Origin of the sequence: Gordonia prachuapensis (assembly GCF_036350515.1) — a bacterium.
Classification (GTDB): Bacteria; Actinomycetota; Actinomycetes; order Mycobacteriales; family Mycobacteriaceae; genus Gordonia; species Gordonia prachuapensis.
This window is the reverse complement of record NZ_JAZDUE010000023.1, coordinates 1-25,658: the sequence shown is the minus strand read 5'-3', so window position 1 is coordinate 25,658 and position 25,658 is coordinate 1. Positions and strand designations below refer to the sequence as shown.

Below are 25,658 nucleotides of genomic sequence, written 5' to 3'. Positions count from 1 at the left end.
GTTGCGCGGCGATGAGGCTTGGATCACCGTCATCCGCGGGTGGGCCGACGCTGTGGGCGCAGGGTGGTCACGCCGTCGGCGAGTCGTCGCGTGGTGATCAGAAATGCCGTGTGGCCCTGCATTTTGTGCTCGGGACGCACAGCGAGGCCCACCGCACTCCATTCGCGCACCAGGGATTCCCAGGCGCGCGGTTCGGTCCAGCACTCCTGGTCGCGCAACGCCTCCATCACGCGTGACAACTGTGTGACTGTCGCCACATAAATCACCAGTACACCGCCCGGTTTGATCGCCGCGCGCACCACTTCGAGCGGCTCCCATGGCGCGAGCATGTCCAGGATCACGCGGTCGAACAGGTCGTCGCCAAGGCGCGTCGTGTCCAGGTTCGCGAGGTCGTCGACCACGAGTTCCCAGTTGTCCGGCCGTCCGCCGAAGAAGGTCTCGACGTTGCGAACCGCGTGCTCGGCGTGATCGGCGCGCACCTCGTAGGAGGTCACGCTGCCGGGGTCGGATCCCACCGCCCGCAGCAGCGAACAGGTGAGCGCTCCCGAGCCGGCGCCGGCCTCCAGGACCTTCGCGCCCGGGAAGACGTCACCTTCGGTAACGATCTGGGCGGCGTCCTTCGGATAGATGACCTGGGCGCCTCGTGGCATCGACAACACGTAATCCACCAGTAGCGGGCGAAGCGCGAGGTACTGCGTACCGCTGGTCGCGGAGACGATGCTCCCTTCCGGTGCACCGATGAGATCGTCATGGGCGATCGCCCCCCGATGGGTGTGGAACAGCTTCCCGGCCTCCAGGTGCACGGTGAACTTTCGTCCCTTGGCGTCGGTGAGCTGCACGCGGTCACCCACGGCGAAGGGGCCGGTCGTCGGCATCGGGCTGGAATCCTTCCGGCTGGTCGCGCACCGTCGACGCGCGCCCGCAAGCGAAGCCGCAGGGTGTCGATGCGCGAACCTGTCACTGTCGCGACCTACCCTGCCAAATGTGAGTACGACGATCGACTCTGGGTCACCGGCGACCGACTCCGGGTCAGCGGCGACGCCCGGACAACCCGATGGCGACCCGGGGCCGGATGTCGCGGCTCGGGGTCTCATCGGGCGCCCGCTGGCGTTGTCTCCATCCCGGGCGGCCGACTTCAAACAATGCCCGCTGCTCTACCGATACCGGGCCATCGACCGGTTCCCGGAGACACCCACTCCCGCGCAGACGCGCGGAACCGTGGTCCATGCCGCGCTCGAGCATCTGTTCGACATGCCTGCCGAACTGCGCACCCAGGAGTCGGCCGATCTGCTGGTGGAAGGTGCGTGGGCCGCGCTGTGCGAGGCCGATCCGATGCTGACCGCTGTCATCGGCGATGCCGGTACCGACCGGTTCGTCGCCGACGCCCAGAAGCTCATCGCGACCTACTACACGATGGAGAATCCGACCGCGTTCGACGCCGATGCCTGCGAGGAGCACGTCGAGATCGACGTCGACGATGTGCTGATGCGCGGCTTCATCGACCGCATCGATGTCGCACCGACGGGCGAGATCCGGGTCGTCGACTACAAGACCGGACGGTCCCCGGGCGAAGCCTACGAGGCGAAGGCGCTGTTCCAGATGAAGTTCTATGCTCTGGCGATCCTGCGTATCCGTGGCGTCGTCCCGGCGCGCCTGCAGTTGATGTATCTGGCCGACGGCCAGCAGCTGACCTACACACCCGATCGCGACGAGCTCGAACGATTCGGCCGCACACTCAAGGCCATGTGGACCGCGATCCGGGCGGCGGTCGCGACCGGCGACTTCCGGCCGCGGCGGTCACGGATGTGTGGAATGTGCGAGCACAAGGCGCGTTGCCCGGAGTTCGGCGGCGAGATCCCGCCGTACCCCGGACCGCCTGCAGGCTTCGTCGGCTGACCCGATCGGGGCCGGCAACGGCCGACTATGACGGTAGGCATAAGGTGCGGTCATGGAGTCCTGCTACTACGTGCCCATCGACCGCCCGAGCTCCGAAGCAGCTGACGCCGGGTACGAGTATTTTCAGCCCACGGAAGCCACGCAGAGCGTCTGGGCGGCGACGATGCAGCATGGTGGTCCACCGTCCGGCCTGATGATGCGTGCGCTGCTGCACTGCGATCCCGAGCCGGCGCAGCGATTCACCCGGGTGACGACCGAGATCCTCGGTCCGATCGGGCTGGGCGTGAACCGGATCCGGGCCGAGGTCGTCCGGCCCGGGCGTCAGATCAGCTTGGTCAGTGCCGAGCTGGAGGTCCAGCAGACCGATGGGTCCTTCCGGCCGGTCGCGCGTACCCACGGATGGCGGCTCCGCACCGCGGACACCACGACGATCGTGGAGGAACCGGAACGGCTGTCCCCCACCCACGCCGAACTGTCGCCCGTGCGCGGCGTGACCGGTGACGAGAGCCTCGGTGTTGATTGGGGCACAGTCGGTTTCATAGGATCGATCGAGTGCGCATCGGTCGCCGGCCGCGTCGGGGACACCCCGGCCGTGTGGGTGCGGCCCGCGATCGCACTCGTCGGCGACGAACCGATCGCCGATCTGGAGTCCATCTTCAGTGTCATCGACATCGCGAACGGTCTCGGCACCCGCTTGCGCACCGACGAGTGGACGTGGATGAACACCGACACCACGGTCCACCTGACCCGCATCCCCACCGGTCCCTGGGTCGGCATCGACGCCGACATGGTGCAGGGCCCCGACGGGTTCGGTGCCACCTTCGGCGAGCTGTTCGACTCGAGCGGATTCATCGGGCGCTCGGCCCAGACGGTGCTGCTCGTCGCGCGCTGACCGTCCCCGGCTCGCGCTGACCGTGCCCGGTCGGCGCGAGCCGGGTCAGAAGCGGCAGGAGCGGATGTCGGTGGCGAGGATGGCTTTCGCGCCGAGTTCGGACAGTTCGTCCATGAGATTCTGGTGCTCTTTGCGCGGCACCATCGCCCGCACGGCCACCCAGTCGGGGTCGGCCATCGGTGCGACCGTCGGCGACTCCAATCCGGGTGTGAGCTTCGACGCCTCGGCGAGAAGTGTGCGCGGGCAGTCGTAGTCGACCATCACGTACTGCTGCCCGAAGACGACGCCCTGTACCCGAGCGATGAACTGCCGGGCGGCCTTGGTCTGTTCCACCCCGGCCTGTGAGATGAGCACGCCCTCGGAGTCGCACAGGGAGTCACCGAAGGCGGTGAGACCGTGGGCGCGCAGGGTGCGCCCCGAGCCCACGACGTCGGCGATCGCGTCGGCGACGCCGAGCTGGATGGAGATCTCGACCGCACCGTCGAGGCGGATGATGGTCGCCTCGATTCCGCGGGCGGCGAGATCGTCGCGGACGAGATTCGGGTACGACGTCGCGATCACCTTGCCGGCCAACGCTTCCACCGACCAGCTCTGGTCGGCGGGTGCGGCGTAGCGGAAGGTCGAGGAGCCGAATCCCATGGAGAGCTGTTCGTCGACCGACGCGCCGGAGTCGCGCGCCAGGTCGCGGCCGGTGATGCCGAGGTCGAGCGTGCCCGCGCCCACGTAGATCGCGATGTCCTTGGGACGCAGGAAGAAGAACTCGACGTCGTTGCTGTTGTCGAGGACGGTGAGATCTTTGGCGTCGGTACGTTTTCGGTAGCCGGCCTCGGCGAGGACGGCGGCCGCGGATTCGGAGAGTGCGCCTTTGTTGGGCACGGCCACACGCAGCATGTCTTTTCCTTCTGGAGTTCGTGGTCGGGTCGGTGAGTCGATGTCCGGTCCGGTGACGCGTGGTCGACCGGTCACAGATGTCGGTAGACGTCCTCCAGCGACAGTCCCCGTTTGATCATCATCACCTGCAGCCAGTACAGGAGCTGCGAGATCTCCTCGCCGAGTGATTCGTCGGACTCGTGTTCGGCGGCCAACCAGACCTCGCCGGCCTCTTCGATGATCTTCTTCCCGAGCGTGTGGACCCCGGAGTCGAGGGCGGCGACCGTACCGCTACCGGCCGGTCTGCTCTGCGCCTTGTCGCTCAGCTCGGCGAACAGCTCCTCGAATGTCTTCACGGTCCTTCATCCTTGCATGTCACGACCCGTCGGACGATGAGCGGGGTGCTGTCCCGTCCACGCGTCGACGAGGTCGTCCGCCGTGAGGTCGACGAGGGATTCCCGGAAGCTCCGCAAGCTGCCGGCCGGCACCGGCGCGGCGGACGGCACCACCAGGGTCGGGCATCCCGCGGCCGTTGCCGCGGCGGTCCCGGCCGGCGAGTCCTCGACCGCCAGGCACTGGTCGGGACGCAGTCCGAGAAGGGACGCAGCTCGGAGGTACGGGTCGGGTTCGGGTTTGCCCGCCGCGACCTCGTCGCCGCACACCGTCGCGGTGAACCTGTGCGGTCCGATGGTTTCGAGCGCGATGTCGGTGAGTTCACGCACGGTGTTGGTGACCAACACCATCGGCAGCGCGGAGCTGCGGACCAGTTCGAGAGCGTCGCGTGCACCGGGCCGCCAGGGCAGACCGGCCCCGAACAGGCCGGCCACGTGATCAAGCAACCACCGCTCGTCACCGCTTCGGTCCTGCGACTCAGGGCCGATCCCGGCTGCAGCGTAGACCTTGCTCATCGCGTCGGGTAGCGAGTTCCCCAGGGTGGACTCCCGGAGTGCGGGAGACATCACGATGCCGTGCCGCAGGGCGAGGTCTTCCATCGCGATGTCCCACAGGGGCTCGGAGTCCAGCAGGGTGCCGTCCATGTCCCAGAGCACAGCGGCCGGCCCGCTCAGGGCGGGTGTGGATGCGGGATGGGTGGCGGGGTCGCCGTGGGTGGAGGGGTCGATCACCCCTGCATCATCGCACTCGAAGGCGTCGAACCCGGTGTCCAGGCCGTCACACAGCGGTGAGCGGGAAGCTGAGTGCGACGAGCAGCAGAGCGAGGAGGAACCACGCGGCTCCCTGCCAGATCGGCCAGGTGCCACCCCGTCGGTAGACGCGGTAGGCGATCACCAATGCCCCGACGCCGCCGAGCAGGAACGCGGCGGGCGGGCCGCTCGCCCAGATGACGCTTTCCCGGCCCACCGACAGATACAGCGCGACCATCACGGCGGCGACGGCAAGCACCCCGACGACGTAGAGTGCCGCCCGACGAAACGCGCCGGGGTCGTCCCAGCGCTTCTCCACGTCGCGTCGCCGTACGCGGCGGTCCGGGCCGCGGTCTGTTGCACCGCCACCGCCGGACTCCGCCGATGGCGGGGGTGTGGATCGGTTCTCCGTCATGGCGCTCGAGTACCCGGGGCCGGTTGCGGCGAAACGATCGGGCGGACGTGCGACACCATGTTTCGCCCGGCGGACGGCTGGCAACCCAGGACATGCACAGCCCGAACAGGAGGAGGGTGAGCATGCACACCGACCGCTTGCGGCAACTGGCCACCGAGAAGGGGCCGTTCATCTCCGTCTATCTCGACGATTCCCACAACACCGAGGAGGCCGGGCGTGGACTCGAGCTTCGGTGGCGCGCACTGCGCGAACAGCTGGAGTCCGCGAACGCACCGACCGTAGCGCTCGACGAGGTCGAGACCGCAGTACTCGACGGCGCTCCCCCCGTGGGCGAGAGCGGCCGAGCGGTCGTCGCCGACTCGGAACAGATCCTGCTCGACGAGCATCTCATCCGGCCGCCGGTGAGCCCCGTCGCCCGGTGGTCGTCCCTCCCTTACGTGATCCCCCTCGTCGAACACGGCCGCGAGTCGGTCCGTCACATCGTCGCAATCGTCGATCACCGTGGGGCAGATCTGCGAATCATCAACGGCGACAGTGTCACCCATTCGGAGACGATCGAGGGTGAAGGCTATCCGGTTCACAAGGCGTCAGGTGCCGAGACCCCGGGGTACGGCGATCCGCAACCGCACACCGAGGAGCAGGCACGCAAGAACATCCGAGAGGTGGCACGGCGACTCGTCGAACTCGTCGATGCTGAGCACCCGGAAGTGGTGTTCGTGGTCGGCGAGCACCAGTCTGTCGGCGACCTGTCGGCCGAATTGCCGAAGCGCGTCACAGAGATCGCGGTGGATCTCGGCATCGGCGCCCGTGGCGCAAGTATCGATGAGGCCGTCATCCGAGCAGCAATCGCCGAGGAGATGCTGCGACGCCGCAACTCAGCGCTTGCGGAGGCCGCCGAGCGGTTCCGCGCCGAGCAGGGGCGTGACTCCGGTCTCGGCGTCGAAGGCCTCACATCGGTATGTGGTGCGCTGCGCAACGGCGAGGTCGACACTCTGCTGGTCGGCGATCTCGGCGACGCGACGGTGGTGGTCGGAGACGATCTGATGGCGATGGCACCCACGCCGGAGAACCTGTCCGAACTGGGCGCCTCACCCGCCGACGTGCTGCGCGCCGACGAGGCGCTGCCGTTGATCGCCTTGCGCACCGACTCGGATCTGGTCCGGCTCGACGAGCGGCTCGCGCCCAAGGACGGGGTCGCCGCACTCCTGCGATACGCGCCTCGGAGAGGGTCGGGCGCGTGACTGCTGGGACGGAGTTCCGGCAACGGTGAGCCTCATCGCTTCCGTCCGGCCACGGCACGTTCGGTGATCTCGTCGGCGGGATAGAACAACTCGATGGTCAACTCCTCCAGGGTGATGTCGCGAGGCGAGCCGAACGTGGTGAGTGTGGTGAAGAACGACAGCACGGAGTCACCGGCCCGGACGGAGAAGGGCACGAGCAGATCAGGTTCGCTCCCCTGCTGCCGCTGAGCGGCACGGCTGTCGAGGCCGACAACCGTCGGGTACGCGGCCACCTCGCGTTCGAGTTCGCCGAGTCGCGGATCGCCGGTCACCCGAACCAGGCGACGAAGCGTGGTGAGCAGATAGGTGGCCCAGGTATCGAAGTCAACGGTGATCGACGCAAACCCGTCGGGGTGCAACGATGCGCGGAACAGGTTGAACGGCGGTCCCTTGAGATGTGGCGGGAGGAACGCTGCCAGCGCGAGAGCGGCGTCGTTGGCCAACACCACATTCCACGTGCGGTCGAGGGCAAGTCCCGGACATGGATTGTGCGCGTCCAGAACTCGCTGCACGGACGCCCGAACGTGGCTCATCGTCGACGAGTCGAGGGGTTCCTCGGAGTAGCGCGGCGCATGTCCGGCGGCGAGCAGCAGGGCATTTCGTTCCCGTAGTGGGATGTCAAGCCTGTCGGAGAGGGCCTCGAGCAGCGTCGGACTGGGCGTGGACTTGCCGGTTTCGACGAAGCTGAGGTGCTTGGGTGAAACCCCGACGTCGTAGGCCAGATCCAGCTGACTCATCGATCGGTGCGATCGCCAGTCCCGCAACATCGTGCCCACTCCCGTCATGTCGTGATCGTAGGCAGCGACCGGGACGAAATCGATTACCTCGCAGGTAGTGGAGTTGCCGATCTCCACCCGACACGATGAGTCGCATGAAACCCATGGAAAGTCCGTCCGTGATCGTCTCGCCGGCGATGGCCGTCCCCAGCCGTCACTACCGTCGATTGGTGGAGGAATTCGCGCGTCACGGATGGCGTGCCGACGTCGTGCCACGACGCGGCATGGAACCCGACGTGCCGCCGGCGTCACGCACCCTCGATTGGGGCTACACAGAGGAGGCGGGCGACCTCGCAGCAGCCATCGTGGAGGTCCGACGCGCCGAACCGACGAGGCCGGTGCTCGTCGTCGGACACAGCCTCGGTGCGCAGCTGGCGGCGATGCTCGCCGACGGCCCGGCAGAATCGAGACCTGATGGTGTCGTGTCGGTTGCCGGTTCGGTGCCGTGGTTTCGGCTCTATTCGCGCGACGCTCTGCCGGTGCTGGCGGTCGCGCTGTTGGTGGGACCCGTCACCGCGGTCGTGGGACACTGGCCTGCAGCAGGTTTCGGCGGGCCGGGGCCGCGCACACTGATGCGGGAGTGGGCGCGGATGGTCCGTCGGGGACGTGCCCCCTTCGCGACACGACCCACCGCAGATGTGCCGCTGCTGGCTGTGCGTCTGGCGGGCGATCGGCTGGTGACCGCGCCGGCGGCCGAACTCTACGAGAGTCGGTTCCTGCCTCGGCGCCGCACCGTCTGGAACTACACCGCCGACGACGTCCCGGAGGGCGGATCGCTGGATCATGTCCGGTGGGTGAAAACTCCCGGCGCGGTTGTGGACCATGTCGTGCAGTGGTGGGCCGGACAGTATGACGGCACCGATTCGACCGCGACGAGCGATTCCGTTACAGGCGAAGAGTTCGGCGCCGCCACATCCTCGATGTGACGGCGCTGGTCACTCAGTTGCGGGCCGTCGAGACCCTACGGTCGCATCAACGCGCCTGGTCCGCGGCACCGACCTCCGTGCTCTCACCGCGATGGCGTAGCTCGCCCTCCGCGTTCTCCAGATGAGCGCGCACGAACCACTGGAACTTCTCGAGTTCGGCACTCTGGCCGATGAGGATGTCCTGCGTCACCGGGTCGATGTCGTCGGTTTCGCTGATCGCGGCGCGCTGGGTGCCGATGAATCCGTCATAAACCACGTCGAGTGCTGCGAGATGCGCTTGCGCGGTGTCCCGACCGATCGAATAGTCATCCCAGGAGCGATCCTTCTCGATGGCGTGCGCAGTGCCGCGCGGTGATCCGCCGAGTGTTGCGATGCGTTCTGCCAGGGTGTCTGCGTATCCGCGAACGAGAGTCACCTGCGGGTCGATCATCTCGTGAACACCGATGAAGTTCGGGCCCACGACGTTCCAATGGACGTGCTTGAGGGTCAGGTGAAGATCGTTGAGAGCGCTCAAGCGCTCCTGCAGGATCTCGACGACGCGTTGCGCGTCCTTGTCACCGAGCCATGATGTTGTGAACGACATGGAGGTCGGGTAGCCATGTCGGCGCGAGGCCAAACCTTCGCGCCCGAACTCACTGCTGCTCGTGCTGAATCCGCTCGCGAGTCCGTTCCGCGGTCGACAGACCCCACCTGCTCGTCGACACGATCCCCACGACGACGAGGCCCACGCCGCAGGCGGCCATCAGGAACCACGCCGGATGCGATGCGTCCGGTAGTTCCGCTGCCACGGATCCGCCGACCCCCGCGAAGGCGATGGCCCCGAACAACGCGACGCCGAGGGACACGCCGACCTGCCGGCTGGTGGACGCGATCGCCGAGGCGACTCCCGCCTGTGACCGCGGCATCCCGGAGACCGCCGCATTGGTGATCGGTGCGTTGACCAAACCCATGCCGATGCCGAGGAGCAGGTAGGCGACTCCGAGGTACCACATGCTGGTGGTGTGCCCGACCTGGGTGAGCATCAACCCGCTGAGCAGCACCATGACGCCCGCACCCACCATCGGGAACCGGGCACCGCGGTCGCCGACCAGTCGTCCCGACAACGGCGAGAACACCGCGTTCGCGACCGCCATCGGCAGGGTCATCAAACCTGCCTGCAGCGGGGTCAGCCCTCGCGCCTGTTGTAGGTAGAGGGTGTTGAGAAAGAGAAATCCGCCCATGGCGCTGAAAGCCAGGATCGCGCCGACCACCGAGCTGCTGAACGGCACGCTGCGAAAGAACCGAAGGTCCAGAAGCGGTTCGCGGCGGCGTGATTCGACGAGGATCAGCCCGATCAGCGCGAGTACGGCGATTACGAACGCGCCTGCGACCGGTACCGACGACCAGCCGAGAGTGCGACCCTCGATGATGCCGTAAGTGAGGGTGGCCAGGAAGATCAGGATCAGGAGCTGGCCGAGCGGGTCAGGCCGACGGGCACGTGCCGCCTTCGACTCCGGGACGAGGACCGCGGTGAGGGTGATGGCGGCAAGGCAAACCGGGACGTTGAGCCAGAAGATCGCTTCCCAGCCGATGCCGTCGACGAGCGCCCCGCCGACGAGCGGGCCGAGTGCCATGCTGACGCCGATCGCCGTGCCCCACAAGCCGATCGCTCGTGCGCGGTCTTTCGGCTCGGTGAAGACGTTGGTGATGATGGACATCGCCACCGGATTCATCATGGCTCCCCCGACGGCCTGCACCATCCGTGCACCGATCAACATCTCCGGCGAAACGGACAGCGAGCAGAGGATGGACCCGATTCCGAACACGCTGAGGCCCACCTGGAAAACACGTCGGCGTCCGAGGCGGTCACCGAGTGAGCCGCCGAGCATCAGCAGGCTGGCGAGCACCAAGGTGAATGCGTCGATCACCCACTGCAGCTGCGACGGCGTCGCGCCGAGGTCCGACCCTATGGACGGAATCGCCACGTTGACACCGGAGGTGTCGATCCCGACGATGAACAGGCTCAGGCAGCACGTCGCGAGAATCGCCATTCGGCGCCGGGGCCCGAGAGTGGTGATGTCGGAGGGCGACTGGACACCGCGAGAACCGCTCATGCGTCGGCCGATTCCCGCAGCAGATCGAGCAAGCGGCCGAGTTCCCGACGTTGGGCATCGTCGAGCACGGTGAACATGTGGGGGGCCACGGTCGGATCGGTGAGGACGGAATCGACGACCGTGCGGCCATCGGCCGTGATCGCGACGACCCGGAAGCGCCGATCGTCGGGATGCGGCTCGCGGGTCACCAGACCACGCTCGACCAGGTCATTGACGATGACGCTGGTGGCCGGCGCATCGATTCCCAGTCGTCGTGCGAGATCCGTCTGGGTGAGGCTGCGGGTGGCGACGCGCCGCAATGCCCGAAACCGGCTGAACGGCATATCGATTCGTGCATCGATCCGAGCACGGGATTCGACTGCGTGATCGCGTACCAGGCCATTCATCGCGAACCACAATTCGGTGCCCGACGGCGGCGCTGTCCGGTCTGATGCGTCCCACCCGGCCGCCGTTTCGGTTGTAGACATACAACAATTGTAGAGCTACAAGTTGTTTCCGCCAACACCCTGCCGTCAGCGCGGGTGGGTGATGATGGTTTCGCCGGTGCGCAGGTTGCGCCAGCTGATGGTGCGGTCGGTGTGCATGGCCGGTACCCAGCCGCCGTCGTGTTTGCGATGGTGATCGGGGCGGCACAGCGGTGCGAAGTTGTAGGGCACGCTCCAGCCGCCGGCCAGCGGGTCGGCATGGTTGAACTTCACCAGATGATCGAGCTCGCACTCGTGCGACGGGCGGCTGCAATACGGGTAGCGGCAGCGCCGATCCAGGTAGGTGATCTCGGCACGTAGCCGGTCGGACGGTCGGTAGATCAGGGCGCCGGGTGGTGGGATGTCGAATCCGCCGTGCCCGGTGGGGTCGATGGGTGGCGCCAATGCTCGGTCGCCGACGACGATCAGTCGGCTGGCCGGTTTCGGGGTGGTCAGGGTGGGGATGGTGATGATCTTCGCCTGCGGCGAGAGTCGGTTGGCGTGGGCTGGATCGATGGCGCCGTAACCCTGCAGCCGGGTGGGTTCGGTGCCGGTGGGGTCGTGCAAGAGCGTCCAGGCGGGTGATGCCGGGTCGCCGTCCGCGCTGTTGTCGAAGGCGGTGAAGCCGTCGTCGGCGGGCTTGAGATCAGTTTCGGCGACGTCGTGGTCGTCGGAGACGTCCGCGGTGTCTGTGGTGTCGTGGTCCTCGGCGGTCGTGGCCGGGTCTGTGTCGCTGGGCGCGATGATGGACGCGCTGGCCGTCGACCGGTCCTCGCCGTCGTTGTCGTCGCCCTGGTCGGCCTCGCGATCGGACGTTTCCGTGGTCTCGACCTGGGCATCGTCAGGGTCGACTGTGTTGGTGGGGTTCGACGAGTCGCTGCCGGCGCTTTGCGCAGTGGTGGATTCGCTCTCGTCCTCGGTAGCGGTGGGCGTGGCCGGTCCCAGGCCCGCGTCCTGGTCGGCGTTGGTCGGCGACGAACTGTTCGCGCCAGCTGCCCGGCCGCTGCTCTTCGCTGACCGCTTGCCACGGCTGGTGCGGACTTGTCCTGCGGTGCTGGTGTCTTCGCCACATTCACACGTCAGTGTGGAGCCAGGGATGCCCACGATCTCGCCGAACGCAAGGATGCGCTGTCGGCCGAGGGTGCGCGGGTCGCTCTTGCACACGCGTACGGCGACAAGGGCGCTGATGCGGTCACGCAGATGCACCCCGTGCTCGGCAGGCATGCGGGCATCAAGATTCATGTGCCCGCCGGCCTCGTTGCTGAAGGTGATGTTCTCGAACGCTTCGGCGATCGCATCCCGGGATTCGGCTGCCCCGTCGGGGTCGAGGCTGATGACCGCGTCGGCGAGATCATCGCGCAGGGCGGTGTCGGTGGACGCCCGATTGCCCAACTCGAGGGCGAGGTCTTCGAAACTGACCGGCTCATCCCCGTCGGGTTGCGGTTCCGGCTGCACCTCGGCATCCGGATCGGTGTCGTCGGCCTCGTCGTCGAGGAGATCATCCAGGGTCGGATCGGATGGTTCGTCAGCCGAGTCATCGTCAGTGGTGTCGTCGGGGTCGGGAAGTTGGTCGCGCAGGTCACCTTTGGGGGCGATGTCGGCAGCGTGCACCATCACCGACATGCGGTGGGTGCTGAATTCGCCGGCCAGATAGGCCATCCGGATCTTCGGATACTCCTGCAGGGAGGCGCCCAGCGAATACCATTCGCCGGCTTTGGTTCTGTTGATCCGCAACGCCAGGGAGATCTCCCCGACCGCGGCGTTGCGGGCGGTCTGGCCGAAGATCATGCGGTGGCGGCCGTCGGCGCCGAACAGCCGCTCGTTGTAGGCGCTTTCGCCGATGCGGTAGGCCATCAGCAGTCCGCGGGCTTCGGCTTGTCGACTCAACCGCAACGCATCGCGCGCGAACGCCCCCAACCCCTCGGCACCGACCGACGACAACAGAGTGTCGTCGGCGGTGGGGTCGGTGTAGGTGAACACGCCAGGCCCTTTCGTGAGTGGGAACTGATGGGCGGGAACGAAACTGATATCAGAGTATCGGGTGGGTACGACAGTTTGGTCGCTGGGCCGGAGTCTGTGGATAACGGATTGATGTGCGGTTTCGCCGGGTACCGGGGTATCGCGAGGTTGTGACAAGCTCGGGGGCACAGCACGTTTCAGAGGTCTCGATTTCGACAGGCTCAATCCGGCGGATACGTCCTCGCCTAGCGGCTCGGACTACTCGACCAACGGGTGGGGACGGCTCGGACTACTCGACCAACGGGTGGGGGCGGCTCGGACTACTCGACCAACGGGTGGGGGCGGCTCGGACTACTCGACCAACGGGTGGGGGCGGCTCGGACTACTCGACCAACGGGTGGGGGCGGCTCGGACTACTCGACCAACGGGCGGGGGGCGGCTCGACACCGGCCCCATCAGTCGGTCGACGGACGGCCGCCCGTCAACCCGGGGACCACGCCGGCCTCAGGTGTTGAAGTACTTGGCCTCAGGGTGATGCAGCACGAAGGCGTCCGTGGACTGCTCGGGGTGCAGCTGCAGCTCCTCGGACAGCTCGACGCCGATGCGCTCCGGCTCGAGGAGGTCGATCATCTTCGACCGGTCCTCCAGGTCGGGGCATGCCCCGTAACCGAACGAGAATCTGGCACCCCGGTACTCGAGGTCGAAAAAGCCCTGCGCGTCATCCGGATCGTCACCGGCGAAGGACTCTCCGCCGACGGTCAGTTCCGCACGAACACGCTGATGCCAGTACTCGGCCAGGGCTTCGGTCAGCTGCACACCGATGCCGTGGACCTCGAGATAGTCGCGGTAGGCGTCCTCCGCGAACAACTTGTTCGCGAAGTCCGCGATGGGCTGACCCATGGTCACCAGCTGGAACGGCAACACATCGACCTGGCCCGCCTTCTCACAGTCCTCGCGCGACCGGATGAAGTCGGCCACGCACAGGAACCGCGGACGCTGCTGGCGCGGGAATGTGAAGCTGTAGCGCACATCGGCATCGGGCCTGGCTTCGGTCAGCACATGGACCGTGTCTCCGTCGCTCACCGCCGGGAAGTACCCGTAGACGACCGCTGCATGCTGCAGAATGTTCTCGGTCGACAGCCGATCGATCCAGTAGCGCAGACGTGGCCGACCCTCGGTCTCGACGAGTTCCTCGTAGGACGGCCCGTCTCCGCCGCGGACGCCGCGAAGACCCCACTGTCCCAGGAACAACGCGCGTTCGTCGAGCAACTGCAGGTAGTCGGCGACCGGCACGCCCTTGATGATCTTCGTGCCCCAGAACGGTGGCTCAGGAATCTCGTTGTCGGCGGCCACATCTGACCGGGCCGGGACCTCGACGGGCGTTTCCTGCGCCTTGCGCTTCTCGGCGATCCGCTTCGACCGCTCGTGGCGCGCCTTGCGCTCTTCGGCCTTCTTCTTGGCCGCGAGTGCCTCTGGGCTGTCCGGGTCGGGTCCCTCCCCCCGCTTGGTCGCCATGATCTCGTCCATCAGGCGCAAGCCCTCGAAAGCGTCACGCGCATAATGCACGTCGCCCTGATAGATGTCTGCGAGATCGTTCTCGACGTACGTGCGGGTGAGGGCGGCACCACCGAGCAGGACCGGATAGCTGTCTGCGACACCGCGTCCGTTGATCTCCTCCAGGTTCTCCTTCATCACCACCGTCGACTTCACCAGGAGCCCGGACATCCCGATGACATCGGCCCGCTTGTCGGCTGCCGCCTCGAGGATGGTGTTGATCGGTTGCTTGATACCGAGGTTGACCACCTCGTACCCGTTGTTGGACAGGATGATGTCGACGAGGTTCTTCCCGATGTCGTGCACGTCGCCCTTGACGGTGGCCAGGACGATGCGACCCTTGCCGTCCTCACCGGTCGATTCCATGTGCGGTTCGAGATGCGCGACAGCGGTTTTCATCACCTCAGCGGACTGCAACACGAACGGAAGCTGCATCTGGCCCGACCCGAACAACTCACCGACGGTCTTCATACCGGCCAGCAAGGCTTCGTTGATGATCTGCAACGGAGGCCGCTGTGTCATCGCCTCGTCGAGATCGCCTTCGAGCCCATTGCGCTCGCCGTCGACGATGCGACGCTCCAGCCGATCGAACAGCGGGAGTCTCGCGAGCTCCGCCGCGCGCGATTCCCGCGCCGACGCCGCCGACACCCCCTCGAACAACTCCATCAATTTCTGGAGTGGGTCGTAGCCCTCGGCACGCCGGTCGTAGACAAGGTCGAGCGCGACCTCGCGCTGCTCCTCGGGAATCCGCGCCATCGGGAGGATCTTCGACGCGTGCACGATCGCGGTGTCGAGTCCGGCCTGCACACACTCGTGCAGGAACACCGAGTTCAGGACCTGCCGCGCCGCCGGGTTGAGGCCGAACGAGATGTTCGAGATGCCCAGTGTGAAATGGACATCCGGATGCGCCTCGTGCAGCCGACGGATCGCCTCGATGGTCTCGATGCCGTCGCGACGGACCTCTTCCTGTCCCGTGGAGATCGGGAAGGTGAGGGCGTCGATGATGATGTCTTCCTCGGCGAGGCCCCATGTGCCGGTGATGTCGGCGATCAGCCTTTCGGCGATGCGCACCTTCCAGTCGGCGGTGCGGGCCTGCCCTTCCTCGTCGATGGTCAGCGCCACCACGGCGGCGCCGTGCTCGACGACCAGTTCCATGATGCGGGTGAACCGGGAGTCCGGGCCGTCACCGTCCTCGTAATTCACCGAGTTCACCGCGCAACGTCCCCCGAGCGCTTCGAGGCCGGCGCGAATGACGTCGGGTTCGGTGGAGTCGAGCATGATCGGCAGTGTCGACGAGGTGGCGAACCGGCTCGCCAGCGCGGTCATGTCGGCGGCACCGTCACGGCCGACATAGTCGACGTTGAGGTCGAGCATGTGGGCGCCGTCGCGCGTCTGGTCTTTCGCGATGTCGAGGCACTTCTGGTAGTCCTCGGCGATCATCGCCTCGCGGAATGCCTTGGACCCATTGGAGTTCGTGCGTTCGCCGATCACCAGGAAGCTGGCATCCTGATCGAAGGGCACCGCGGTGTAGAGCGACGACGTCTCCGAGATGTGGTCGGGCCGGCGCTGCGCCGGCGTGACCTCCGCAACCCGCTCGGCAACCTGCCGAATGTGTTCCGGTGTGGTGCCACAGCATCCGCCGACGAAGTCGAGACCGAAGTCAGCGACGAAGTCACCCAACGCGACGGCCAGCTCGTCGGGCCGCAGCGGGTATTCGGCACCGTTCGGCCCCAGTACGGGCAGACCCGCATTCGGCATCACCGACACCGGAATCCGGGCATGCTTCGAGAGGTAACGCAGGTGTTCGCTCATCTCGGCGGGACCGGTGGCGCAGTTGAGGCCGATGAGGTCCACACCGAGCGGCTCGATCGCCGCGAGCGCCGCACCGATCTCGGAGCCGAGCAGCATCGTGCCCGTCGTCTCGACGGTCACGTGGCTGATGATCGGGATGTGGCGACCGAGGTGGGCCATCGCGCGCCGCGCGGCGACGATGGCGGCCTTCACCTGGAGCAGGTCCTGGGAGGTCTCCACCAGGATCGCGTCGGCGCCGCCGTCGAGCATCCCGGCAACGCACTCGAAGTAGGCGTCCCGGATGACCTCGAACGTCGTGTGTCCCAAGCTGGGCAGCTTGGTTCCTGGGCCGATCGATCCCAGGACGAAGCGTGCCGTGCCGTCGCTGGACGGGCCCATCTCGTCGGCCACGCCGCGCGCGATCCCGGTGCCCTTGTACGCGAGCTCGCGGATACGGTCGGCGATGTCGTAGTCACCCAGGTTCGACAGGTTGCAGCCGAACGTGTTGGTCTCGACCGCATCGGCGCCGGCCTCGAAGTACGCGCGGTGGATGTCGGCGAGCACGTCGGGACGTGTGTCGTTGAGGATCTCGTTGCAGCCCTCGAGATTGTTGAAGTCGTCGAGGGTCAGATCGGCCGCCTGCAGCATCGTGCCCATCGCCCCGTCGCCGATCAGCACACGACGCGACATTGCGGTCAGAAATGTCGTGTCGTAGTCGGCCGGGCGCGGTGTGGGCTCCCGATCGTCCGGATCGGTGATGGGCGTCGACATGGTTGACAGCGTAGTTCGCTCTCTCTCGGGGTTCGGTCGTAGGCTGGTTCAGTGAACGCTGAGCAGAGGTCGAACCTTCCCCGCCTGCGCAGGCCCATTTTGTTGGCCGCGTTCGAGGGTTGGAACGACGCCGGGGACGCGGCCAGCAGCGCCATCGAACACCTGGCACTGACCTGGGATGCCGTCGCTCTGACGGACATCGACTCCGACGACTACTACGACTTCCAGGTCAACCGCCCGATCGTCAAGCAGATCGACGGTGTCACCCGGCGGATCGACTGGCCGACCACGTCCATCTCGTACTGCACTCCCCACGGTGCGGACCGTGACATCGTACTCGTTCGCGGTATCGAGCCGAACATGCGTTGGCGCGGGTTCTGTGCGGAGATCGTGGACCTCGCGAGAGACCTCGAGGTGGAGACGACGGTGATGCTCGGAGCGCTGCTCGCGGACACTCCGCACACTCGTCCGGTCCCGGTGACCGGCGCCGCGTACAGCAGCGAATCCGCGGCCCGGTTCAACCTCGCCGAGAGCCGGTACGAGGGGCCGACGGGTATCACCGGTGTACTGCAGGACCTGTTCGTCCAGGCGGGGCTGCCGGCGGTGTCGTTCTGGGCGGCGGTCCCCCACTACGTGTCGACCCCACCGAACCCGAAGGCGACCGTCGCGCTGCTCAACCGGGTGGAGGAGGTCCTCGACATCGAGGTGCCGCTCGCCACCCTGCCGGAGCAGGCCGAGGAATGGGAACAGGCGGTCACCGAGATGACCGAGGACGACGAGGAGATCGCCGAATACGTCCGCGGACTCGAAGAGCGCGGGGATGCCGAGATCGACGCCGACGACGTGATGGCCAAGATCGACGGCGACGCGCTGGCCGCGGAGTTCGAGCGATACCTGAAGCGCCGCGGGCCGGGCGGCCAGGGGCGCGGGCAGGGATCGTTCGGGTGACTGATCCGGGGGTGCCGGAACGGGGTCTCGATACGCTGCTCGGCTAGCGCCTCGCAGCTACTCGACCAGCGGGAAAGCGCTGCTCAACCAACCACAAAGCGACCCGAGACCAGTGGGAAGAGGCCGACTCAGCCAGCGAAGGAAAGCGCCGGCCGACCAGCGGGAAGAGGCCGACTCGACCAGCGAAGGAAAGCGGCGCCCGACCAGCAGGAAGCGGCCGACTCGACCAGCGAAGGAAAGCGGCCCGACCAGCAGGAAGAGGCCGACTCGACCAGCGAAGGAAAGCGGCCGACTCGACCAGCGGGAAAGAGCTGGTCGATCCCGCTCAGCCGATGCGTTCGATCGAGACCACCGGTGTGGTGATACGCCACGTCCGGACGTCGGGGTCGTCTGCGGCACGGACCCAGAACTGGGCCGATTCACCGACACGGCACGACTTCACGCCCAGCAGCGGGATGTCCTCGGAATCGCGCCGCAACCTGCTGACCGCCCACTCCTCGCTGTCGGTGCCCCCGACGCCGGGAGCCCGGAGCAGGGTCATCTCCTGAAAGTCGAGCAGGTAGGTCGAGGTTCGGGTCACCACCGTCCATACGCCGTCGGTCGTCTCGGGTGCGATCTCCTGCGTGCGTGCCACGGGAGAACCTTACTAGGTGAGCTCGACACCCAGCAGCGCGTCCACCGCCCGAGCGAGGTCGCTCGGAGCCTGCGCCGAACGACCGATTCCCAACTCCACGTCGCTGCACCAAGCATCGACTGCAGCAAGCGCTTTCGGGGTGTCGAGGTCGTCGGCAAGATGCTGGCGTAGTCGGGCGATGGTCGGGGCCGAGTCCGGGCCCGAGGCCGCGGTGACCGCCGAGTGCCACCGACGCAGACGCTCGCGTCCCTCGTCGAGCACGGCATCCGACCACATGCGGTCGGACCGATAGTGCGCCGACAGCAGCGCCAACCGGACGGCAGCGGGATCGACTCCGTCGTTGCGGAGTCGCGACACGAAAACGAGATTGCCGCGGCTCTTGGACATCTTCTCACCGTCGAGCCCCACCATCCCGGTGTGGACGTAGTGCCGGGCGAAGCGCCGGGAGTCGGTCAACGCCTCGCCGTGCGCGGCCGAGAACTCGTGGTGCGGGAAGATCAGATCGTTGCCGCCGCCCTGGATGTCGAACTCGACACCGAGCCGGTTCAGCGCGATCGCCGAGCACTCGATGTGCCACCCCGGCCGGCCCGGGCCGTGCGGCGACTCCCATGACGGCTCACCGGGCCGGGCGGCCCGCCACAGCAGTGCATCGAGCGGGTCCCGCTTGCCCGGTCGATCGGGGTCACCGCCGCGCTCGGCGAAGAATCGATCCATGGTGGCGCGGTCGTATCCCGACTCGTAGCCGAACTGTTCGGTCGCATCGATACGGAAGTAGACGTCGGGAAACTCGGCGTCGTCGACCACGTACGCCGCACCCGACGCCAGTAGCTTCCCGACGACCTCGATGACCTCGGCGATCGATTCGACGGCGCCGATGTAGTCGCGGGGCGGCAGTACCCGCAGCGCCGTCATGTCGTCGCGGAACAGCTGCGTCTCCCGCGCCCCGAGCTCACGCCAATCGATGCCGTCGCGATCCGCACGCTCGAACAGCGGGTCGTCGACATCGGTCACGTTCTGCACGTAGTGCACGTCATGGCCGAGGTCGCGGAGCACCCGGTTCACCAGATCGAATGTCACGTAGGTGGCCGCATGGCCGAGGTGAGTCGCGTCGTAGGGCGTGATCCCGCAGACGTACATCGTGGCGGTCGGGCCGGGACTGACGGGACGGACCTGTGCGTCGGAGGTGTCGTAGAGACGAAGTGCCGGCCCGGAACCCGTGAGGACCGGGAGGGCGGGATCAGGCCAAGACTGCATGCATCCACTGTATTGGCCGCCCGGATCGGCTCGTCACCGAACCCGGGCCGCTCAGAACGGCGGCCACGGAATCGGCCGGTGACCGGGCGGACGCGGCATCGTCGTGCGATCCACGAGTTCGGCCGCTCGCTCGGCGAGAGCGACGATCTCCGAGTCGGTGATGTGCTCGCCGAGTTCGTTCGTGAGCGGGTGATCGGCCGTCGTGAGGTGATCGGTGAGTTCGGCGAGGTCGGCGACCAGGTGGCCGGGGATCGGCTCACCCGCCCATCCCCAGAGCACGGTCCGCAGTTTGTCGTCGCGATGCAGACAGATCCCGTGGTCGACCCCGTACACCCCGCCGTCGAGAGCTTCGAGCACATGGCCACCCTTGCGGTCTGCGTTGTTCAGCACGACATCGAGAACGGCCATCCGCTGCAACCGTGGGTCGTCGGCGTGCACCAGTACGACCGGTTCGCCGAAGGCGTCCAGCGCCTTCAGGATCGCGCGGTAGCCGACCGGCACGGTGTCGGCCGGGCACAGATCCACGAGGTCCACCTTCGGGGTGGGCAACTCGGTGACGGCGTCGTGACGTGCCGATGGCTCGTCGTTCTCGGCTGTCGACACCCAGCGCTGCACCATGCCGCGCCCGAGGGGGCCGTCGCGGTGCACCGTCGTCGGGATCACCGACCACCCCAGCGCCTCGGATATCAGATACGAGGCCACCTCGCGGCCGGCGAGGGTGCCGTCCGGGAAATCCCACAGCGGGACCTCGCCGCGTTCCGGCTTGTACACGCATCGGACTTCGGCGCCGTCGAGCACGGCATCGCAGACGAGGGTGGCGTTGCTCGCCGACGGGATGCGTCCCAGGATGACCAGTTCGCCGTCGCGGAGCGGATCGACGCCGGCCGCCGGGACCTCGCCCGAGGGCACGGGCGCGGGGTCGCGCGCCGCGCCGGTGTCCGGGATGGACGGTTCGCCGACGGTCACATCACTCCTGCGGGGCCGACCCGGGGTCGGTGTCGTCGTCGGGATCCGACTCGAGGTAGTCGGTCTCGTCCTGCATGGACAGGTTGCGGAACACCTCGGGGTCGACGAAGTCCAACGACTTGGACAGCTCCGCGTCCCTCTTGTAGCCGTTGGTCCGCACGCACAGGTGACCGTCGGGATCGAGCGGCTCGTGGCACAGCGGACACGGCTGCCGGCCCGCGGAGATGACCCGCGAGGATCGGGCCGCGAACTCGCGCGCCGCTTCGGTGCTCAGGAACACCCGAACCGCATCCGGGCCCTCGTCGGTGTCGTCGAGGACGACGCTCTCGTCGAACTCGCCCTCGGTGACGGCCAGCAGTTCCACCACCACGGCCTCGGACTCGGCATCCCAGCCGAGTCCCATCGTGCCGACCCGGAACTCGGCGTCCACCGGCATCACCAGCGGGCTGAGGTCACCGACCCGTTCCGCCTCGGGCGGTATCGGCGTCCCGAAACGGCGGTGGATCTCGTCGAGCAGCGCACCGATCCGATCGGCGAGGATCGCGACCTGTTGCTTCTCCAGCAGCACACTGATGATCCGGGTCTCGTGTACGGCCTGGAGGTAGAACGTCCGGTCCCCCGGCTGACCGATCGTGCCGGCGACGAACCGGTCCGGACTCCGGAACACGTGAATCGCGCGGGACATCACACCTCCTTGAACGTCTCGTCCATTATCCGCGCGCCAGCGGGGTCACGGCAGCGTTGGCGCCTCGATCGCGGCCGTCGAGCCCGGTCGAACCGCCGACCACGGCATCGTCGCCGGCGGCTGCGGCCGCGGACCTGTCGACGGCGGCCCCGTCTTCGGATCGCGGCGGTGGCGGCACCGACAACACCGCGGTCGAGTTGACGGTGTGCACGTACGGCCGCGTCGCGCTGTACCGGATGACGCTGAGCGAGGCGGGTTCGACGACGATGCGCTGGAACGAGTCCAGGTGCATTCCCATGGCGTCGGCGATCACCGCCTTGATGACGTCCCCGTGCGAGCATGCGATCCACACACCACTGCCGTCGTCACCACCGTAACGCCGATCGAGCTCACGTACCGCGGCCACCGCCCGCGCCTGGACTCCGGCCAGTCCCTCCCCGTCCGGGAACACCGCGGCCGATGGCTGTTGCTGCACGGTCTTCCACAGCGGCTCCGTCACCAGTTCCTTCAGCGGCCGATTCGTCCACGAACCGTAATCGACCTCGGCGAGATCATCGACGACCAACTCCGGGACATCACGCTGCGGGTCGGAGCCCAACGTCGCCAGCAGCGGCGCCACCGTCTGGGCACATCGCTGCAGCGGCGATCGGGCCACTGCGGCGATGTCGGAGATGCACACGCCGAGCCGGTCGACGAGGGCGTCGGCCTGTTCCCGCCCCTTCTCGTCGAGGGAGACGCCGGGGGTTCTGCCGGCGAGAACACCCGAGGTGTTGGCCGTCGAACGCCCGTGTCGCACCAGTATCACGGTCATGTCTCAACCATAGGCGCCGTGATCGACAGGCACGGTGCCGCCGCGTCACGTCGCGCTGATCACACCCGCCGACAGCAGTCCGATCACGGTGAGGCCCAGAATCACTCGGTAGGCGCCGAACCAGTTCATCGAGTGATCACTGACGAACCGGAGCAGCCAGGCGATGGAGGCGTAGCCGATCACGAACGCGACCAGCGTCGCGACCAGGAGCTGAGGCCCGGTTGCCTGCATGCCTTCGCCGCTCGGGTCGAAGGCGTCGGGCAGGCTGAACAGGCCGGAAGCGGTGACCGCGGGGATCGCCAGCAGGAACGAGAAGCGGAACGCAGCCTCACGCTCGAGGCCCAGGAAGAGGCCTGCGCTGGCGGTCGCTCCGGAGCGCGACACACCGGGGATCAACGCCAGACACTGCGCCAAACCCATCAGCACACCGTCCCGCAACGTCAGTTCCTGCATGGACCGCTGTTGGGGCGCGTACCGCTCGGCCAGCCAGAACACCCCGGCGAACACGATCAGCATGATCGCCACCAGCCAGAGGTTGCGGCCGACGGTGCGGATCTCGTCCTTGAACAGGAAACCCAGGAGCCCGATCGGGATCGTCGCGAAGATCACATACCACCCGATGCGGTAGTCGAGTCCGCGCTCGTCCCGATTGCGCAGGCCACGAAACCACGCCATGACGATCCGGGCGATGTCGCGCGCGAAGTACACGAGTACGGCTGCCTCGGTGCCGAGCTGGCTGACCGCGGTGAACGACGCACCCGCGTCCTCTCCGAACATCAGCTCCGACGCGATGCGCAGATGACCGGACGACGAGATCGGCAGGAACTCGGTCACGCCCTGCAGTGCGCCGAGGACGATCGACTGGGTCCACGTCATGGTGTCGCTCACGGCCGCAGATGCTACGGGAACCGGCGGCCCGCACCGGGTGACGAGAGCGCGGCACCCGCCGGTGTCGCGGACAATTCCGGCTCTCCCCGACCGGCCACCCCCGTCGGCTGCGTCGGTGAGGGTGTCGCAAGATGGTGGCATGCCCGTGCCGAGACCGAAGCGCCCCATCGGAACATCGCTGCAGGTGCATCGACCTCGGGCCGTGGTCGCGATGGCAGGTGTCCTCGCCGCGACGGCAGTGCTCGCTGCATGCGGGTCGTCGGACGACTCCACCACACCCGATGTGCCCACTGTCACACCGGCAACCGCGCCTGCCGCACCGCCCGGACCGGCCGCGCGGCCGGCGGGCCTCGTGGTGCCGACCGCTCCCGAGAGTCGAGCGATGGCCGTCGGCGATGACACCGTCGCGGTGCTCGACGCGGCCGGGACCCGCGTACTGCGGTATACGACCGCCGATCCCGGCGCCGAACCGCAGGTGTCACCCACGCCCGAGCTCACCGAGGTCGTTCCCGCCGACGACGGTGGATTCATCGGGGTCGGGCCGGGATCCGTCGCCCGGATCGCCCGCGACGGCACCGTCGAGTCGGCCGAGCTGGATGTCGACGACCCGACCGCACTGGCCCGAACCGCATCCGGCGACGTCCTGGTGGGTACCGCGGACGGGCGCGTACTGGTCTTCGACGACCAACTCGTGCCTAGGCAGGTGATCGACGGGTTCGTCCGCGTCGACGACATCACGGTGTCGCCGCCGGACGCGGATTTGCCGGAGGAGCAGGTGGTGGTTCTCGATCGTGCTCAGTCATCGGTCACCCCCGTCACCGTGTCCGACGGCGACCTGGGCCCGGCATTGCGCGCCGGCAACGGCGCCACCAACGCGGCCGTCGATCGCTTCGGCCGGGTCCTCGTCGCGAACACCCGGGACGACGAGATCATCGGGTTCTTCGGATCTCCGCTGGTCATGCGGTTCCGCTATCCGGTACCGGGCGGCCCGTACGCCGTAGACTACGACGACGAACGCAACCTGATGTGGGTGTCGACGACGGCGAACAACGAGGTGGTGGCCTATGACCTGTCCGGTGGCGAGCCCGTGGAGAAGCGACGGCTCCCGACGGTGGCCCAGCCGGACAGCATCGCGGTCGACGACGCATCCGGCACGCTGTACGTGCTGTCCGAGCGCGGCGGACTCCAGGTCATCGGCTCGGGTGGGTGACCATGTCGCGTGAGGCGAAGGTCGGGTCGCGTCATCCCCGCGGGTGGGAGGTGACCACCGACGACCACGAGTGTGTGCTGCTCACGTTGCCGCCGGACGTCACCCGGGTGACCGCGTCGATGCGGCTGTCCATCGAGGCCGAGTTCGGCGGTTGGGAACTCAAACGGGTCCGCCGCTACTCCGACGGAACCCGCAAGGTGCTGCTCCGCCGTCGGAAGCCGCCGCGGTCGCGCGACGCACAGGCCGCCGACCGAGGTGCGCCCACCCGGGCCTCCTTCGACCGAGCCGGATATCCCGACACGGATGCGACGGCATGCTGAGACAACTCAATCGGGCGCTGTACCCGCTGCTGCTGCGGGCGATGTTCCTGCTGTCGCCGGAACGGGTGCACGGCCTTGCGCACGGTCTGATCGGATTCACCGGCCGTACCCCGGGTCTGCGTCACCTGGCGGCGAAGCTCCTCACCTCGCACGACCCGCTGCTACATCAACGACTGTTCGGCGTCGACTTCCCGGCCCCACTCGGCCTGGCCGCCGGGTTCGACAAGTCCGCATCAGCGGTGAACGCCTGGGGCCAACTGGGTTTCGGCTACGCAGAGATCGGCACCATCACCGGTCAATCGCAGCCGGGCAATCCGGCCCCGCGGCTGTTCCGGCTGCCCGCCGATCACGCCCTCGTCAATCGGATGGGGTTCAACAACCCCGGCGCCACCCAGGCCGCGACCAACCTCGCCGCCACGAGGCCCGGCCCGGTGCGGATCCCGATCGGCGCCAACATCGGCAAGACCAAGGCCGTCGCGGTGGACGACGCCGTCGACGATTACCGCTTCAGCGCGCGCACGTTGGGCCCGTTGGCCGACTTCGTCGTCGTCAACGTCAGTTCGCCCAACACACCGGGTCTGCGCGACCTGCAGGCGGTGGACGCGCTCCGGCCTATCCTGCAGGCCGTGCTCGATGAGGTCACCGTTCCGGTGCTCGTCAAGATCGCGCCCGATCTCGCCGACGAGGACATCGATGCCGTCGCCGACCTCGCGGTGGAACTGGGGCTTGCGGGCATCGTCGCCACCAACACGACCATCGGTCGCGACGGCCTGCACACCCCATCCGACGAGGTCGCCGCGCTCGGGGCAGGTGGACTGTCCGGACCGCCGCTGGCCGATCGCTCGCTCGCCGTGTTGCGGCGCCTGTACGGCCGCGTCGGCGGGCAGGTGGCGCTGGTCAGCTCCGGTGGGATCGAGAACGCTGATCAGGCGTGGGAACGAATCCGGGCCGGCGCCGACCTGCTGCAGGGCTATACCGCGTTCATCTACAAAGGTCCGTTGTGGGCCAAGGAGATCCACGAGGGTATCGCCGATCGGCTACGCGCCGGAGGGTATGCGTCTCTGGCCGAGGCGGTCGGCACCGGCGCGTGACGGGGGTCGGGGGGGCCCCCGG

At 67.4% G+C, this 25,658-nt stretch carries 25 protein-coding genes; 8 read left to right on the top strand and 17 right to left on the bottom strand.

Annotation, left to right across the window (positions count from 1 at the left end):
- Positions 1 to 29 precede the first annotated feature (29 nt).
- A complete protein-coding gene (locus V1Y59_RS21595; protein ID WP_330507095.1) occupies positions 30 to 875 on the bottom strand; it encodes a tRNA (adenine-N1)-methyltransferase in 846 nt (281 codons plus the stop codon).
- A gap of 109 nt (positions 876 to 984) precedes the next feature.
- Here V1Y59_RS21595 and V1Y59_RS21590 point away from each other — a divergent pair, with 109 nt between their 5' ends.
- Together V1Y59_RS21590 and V1Y59_RS21585 are read left to right on the top strand one after the other, a co-directional pair.
- Entirely contained in the window at positions 985 to 1,896 is a 912-nt protein-coding gene (locus V1Y59_RS21590) for a RecB family exonuclease (protein WP_431309263.1), read from the top strand.
- Positions 1,897 to 1,948: 52 nt separating this feature from the next.
- Positions 1,949 to 2,788, top strand: coding sequence for a thioesterase family protein (locus V1Y59_RS21585; protein ID WP_330507094.1), 840 nt, complete (start codon positions 1,949 to 1,951; stop codon positions 2,786 to 2,788).
- A gap of 45 nt (positions 2,789 to 2,833) precedes the next feature.
- Here the strand turns inward: V1Y59_RS21585 and hisG are convergent, their stop codons facing one another.
- The 4 genes from hisG to V1Y59_RS21565 all read right to left on the bottom strand — a co-directional run bounded on the left by hisG (position 2,834) and on the right by V1Y59_RS21565 (position 5,215).
- A complete protein-coding gene (gene hisG, locus V1Y59_RS21580; protein WP_330507093.1) occupies positions 2,834 to 3,679 on the bottom strand; it encodes an ATP phosphoribosyltransferase in 846 nt (281 codons plus the stop codon).
- A 71-nt stretch (positions 3,680 to 3,750) separates the two neighbouring features.
- Complete coding sequence (locus V1Y59_RS21575) at positions 3,751 to 4,014, bottom strand: phosphoribosyl-ATP diphosphatase (protein WP_330431979.1); 264 nt, start codon at positions 4,012 to 4,014, stop codon at positions 3,751 to 3,753.
- A 6-nt stretch (positions 4,015 to 4,020) separates the two neighbouring features.
- Positions 4,021 to 4,725, bottom strand: a complete 705-nt coding sequence (locus V1Y59_RS21570; protein WP_431309266.1) for an HAD family hydrolase — start codon at positions 4,723 to 4,725, stop codon at positions 4,021 to 4,023.
- Between the two features lie 103 nt (positions 4,726 to 4,828).
- The gene (locus V1Y59_RS21565; protein ID WP_330507092.1) at positions 4,829 to 5,215 is read right to left on the bottom strand and encodes a hypothetical protein; all 387 of its coding nucleotides are present in this window, start codon (positions 5,213 to 5,215) and stop codon (positions 4,829 to 4,831) included.
- Between the two features lie 122 nt (positions 5,216 to 5,337).
- On the opposite strand from V1Y59_RS21565, the gene V1Y59_RS21560 reads away from it, so the two are divergent.
- Entirely contained in the window at positions 5,338 to 6,456 is a 1,119-nt protein-coding gene (locus tag V1Y59_RS21560; RefSeq protein WP_330507091.1) for an Rv2629 family ribosome hibernation factor, read from the top strand.
- A 32-nt stretch (positions 6,457 to 6,488) separates the two neighbouring features.
- Here the strand turns inward: V1Y59_RS21560 and V1Y59_RS21555 are convergent, their stop codons facing one another.
- Positions 6,489 to 7,280 carry a helix-turn-helix domain-containing protein gene (locus V1Y59_RS21555; RefSeq protein ID WP_330507090.1) on the bottom strand — a complete coding sequence of 264 codons (792 nt, stop codon included), beginning with the start codon at positions 7,278 to 7,280 and terminating at the stop codon, positions 6,489 to 6,491.
- A gap of 86 nt (positions 7,281 to 7,366) precedes the next feature.
- On the opposite strand from V1Y59_RS21555, the gene V1Y59_RS21550 reads away from it, so the two are divergent.
- Entirely contained in the window at positions 7,367 to 8,197 is an 831-nt protein-coding gene (locus V1Y59_RS21550; RefSeq protein ID WP_330507089.1) for an alpha/beta fold hydrolase, read from the top strand.
- Positions 8,198 to 8,243: 46 nt separating this feature from the next.
- Here V1Y59_RS21550 and dps read toward each other — a convergent pair whose 3' ends face one another.
- The 5 genes from dps to metH form a co-directional block, all read right to left on the bottom strand.
- Positions 8,244 to 8,780, bottom strand: coding sequence for a DNA starvation/stationary phase protection protein Dps (gene dps, locus V1Y59_RS21545; RefSeq protein ID WP_330507088.1), 537 nt, complete (start codon positions 8,778 to 8,780; stop codon positions 8,244 to 8,246).
- Positions 8,781 to 8,829: 49 nt separating this feature from the next.
- Entirely contained in the window at positions 8,830 to 10,290 is a 1,461-nt protein-coding gene (locus V1Y59_RS21540) for an MFS transporter (protein WP_330507087.1), read from the bottom strand.
- Positions 10,287 to 10,757, bottom strand: coding sequence for a MarR family winged helix-turn-helix transcriptional regulator (locus tag V1Y59_RS21535; RefSeq protein WP_330507086.1), 471 nt, complete (start codon positions 10,755 to 10,757; stop codon positions 10,287 to 10,289). The genes V1Y59_RS21540 and V1Y59_RS21535 overlap by 4 nt, the downstream gene beginning before the upstream one ends.
- A gap of 45 nt (positions 10,758 to 10,802) precedes the next feature.
- On the bottom strand, positions 10,803 to 12,734 hold the full coding sequence (locus V1Y59_RS21530; protein WP_330507085.1) for an HNH endonuclease signature motif containing protein: 1,932 nt from the start codon (positions 12,732 to 12,734) through the stop codon (positions 10,803 to 10,805).
- 483 nt (positions 12,735 to 13,217) lie between these two features.
- On the bottom strand, positions 13,218 to 16,829 hold the full coding sequence (metH, locus tag V1Y59_RS21525; protein ID WP_330507084.1) for a methionine synthase: 3,612 nt from the start codon (positions 16,827 to 16,829) through the stop codon (positions 13,218 to 13,220).
- Positions 16,830 to 16,880: 51 nt separating this feature from the next.
- On the opposite strand from metH, the gene V1Y59_RS21520 reads away from it, so the two are divergent.
- Positions 16,881 to 17,777: a PAC2 family protein gene (locus V1Y59_RS21520; RefSeq protein ID WP_330507083.1), complete on the top strand. Its 897-nt coding sequence runs from the start codon at positions 16,881 to 16,883 to the stop codon at positions 17,775 to 17,777.
- A 325-nt stretch (positions 17,778 to 18,102) separates the two neighbouring features.
- On the opposite strand, the gene V1Y59_RS21515 is transcribed toward V1Y59_RS21520, so the two are convergent.
- From V1Y59_RS21515 to V1Y59_RS21490, 6 genes are read right to left on the bottom strand one after another with little or no spacing between them, the layout of a single operon-like run.
- Positions 18,103 to 18,411 carry a hypothetical protein gene (locus tag V1Y59_RS21515; RefSeq protein ID WP_330507082.1) on the bottom strand — a complete coding sequence of 103 codons (309 nt, stop codon included), beginning with the start codon at positions 18,409 to 18,411 and terminating at the stop codon, positions 18,103 to 18,105.
- Positions 18,412 to 18,423: 12 nt separating this feature from the next.
- Complete coding sequence (gene mshC, locus V1Y59_RS21510; RefSeq protein WP_330507081.1) at positions 18,424 to 19,665, bottom strand: cysteine--1-D-myo-inosityl 2-amino-2-deoxy-alpha-D-glucopyranoside ligase; 1,242 nt, start codon at positions 19,663 to 19,665, stop codon at positions 18,424 to 18,426.
- A gap of 51 nt (positions 19,666 to 19,716) precedes the next feature.
- Positions 19,717 to 20,631 (bottom strand): SCO1664 family protein, encoded by a 915-nt coding sequence (locus tag V1Y59_RS21505; protein ID WP_431309262.1) that lies wholly within the window; start codon positions 20,629 to 20,631, stop codon positions 19,717 to 19,719.
- Position 20,632: 1 nt separating this feature from the next.
- Positions 20,633 to 21,316: a DUF3090 domain-containing protein gene (locus tag V1Y59_RS21500; protein ID WP_330507080.1), complete on the bottom strand. Its 684-nt coding sequence runs from the start codon at positions 21,314 to 21,316 to the stop codon at positions 20,633 to 20,635.
- A gap of 25 nt (positions 21,317 to 21,341) precedes the next feature.
- Positions 21,342 to 22,127: an MSMEG_4193 family putative phosphomutase gene (locus V1Y59_RS21495; RefSeq protein WP_330507079.1), complete on the bottom strand. Its 786-nt coding sequence runs from the start codon at positions 22,125 to 22,127 to the stop codon at positions 21,342 to 21,344.
- Between the two features lie 45 nt (positions 22,128 to 22,172).
- Positions 22,173 to 23,015, bottom strand: coding sequence for an undecaprenyl-diphosphate phosphatase (locus tag V1Y59_RS21490; protein WP_330507078.1), 843 nt, complete (start codon positions 23,013 to 23,015; stop codon positions 22,173 to 22,175).
- Positions 23,016 to 23,154: 139 nt separating this feature from the next.
- Between V1Y59_RS21490 and V1Y59_RS21485 the strand changes: the two genes are divergently transcribed.
- Genes V1Y59_RS21485 through V1Y59_RS21475 form a run of 3 tightly spaced genes read left to right on the top strand, consistent with a single transcriptional unit; the run spans position 23,155 to position 25,636 of the window.
- A complete protein-coding gene (locus tag V1Y59_RS21485) occupies positions 23,155 to 24,225 on the top strand; it encodes a YncE family protein (protein ID WP_431309261.1) in 1,071 nt (356 codons plus the stop codon).
- Positions 24,226 to 24,227: 2 nt separating this feature from the next.
- Positions 24,228 to 24,545, top strand: a complete 318-nt coding sequence (locus V1Y59_RS21480; RefSeq protein WP_330507131.1) for a DUF5703 family protein — start codon at positions 24,228 to 24,230, stop codon at positions 24,543 to 24,545.
- On the top strand, positions 24,539 to 25,636 hold the full coding sequence (locus tag V1Y59_RS21475) for a quinone-dependent dihydroorotate dehydrogenase (RefSeq protein WP_330507077.1): 1,098 nt from the start codon (positions 24,539 to 24,541) through the stop codon (positions 25,634 to 25,636). Before V1Y59_RS21480 ends, V1Y59_RS21475 begins: the two co-directional genes overlap by 7 nt.
- Positions 25,637 to 25,658: the final 22 nt, after the last annotated feature.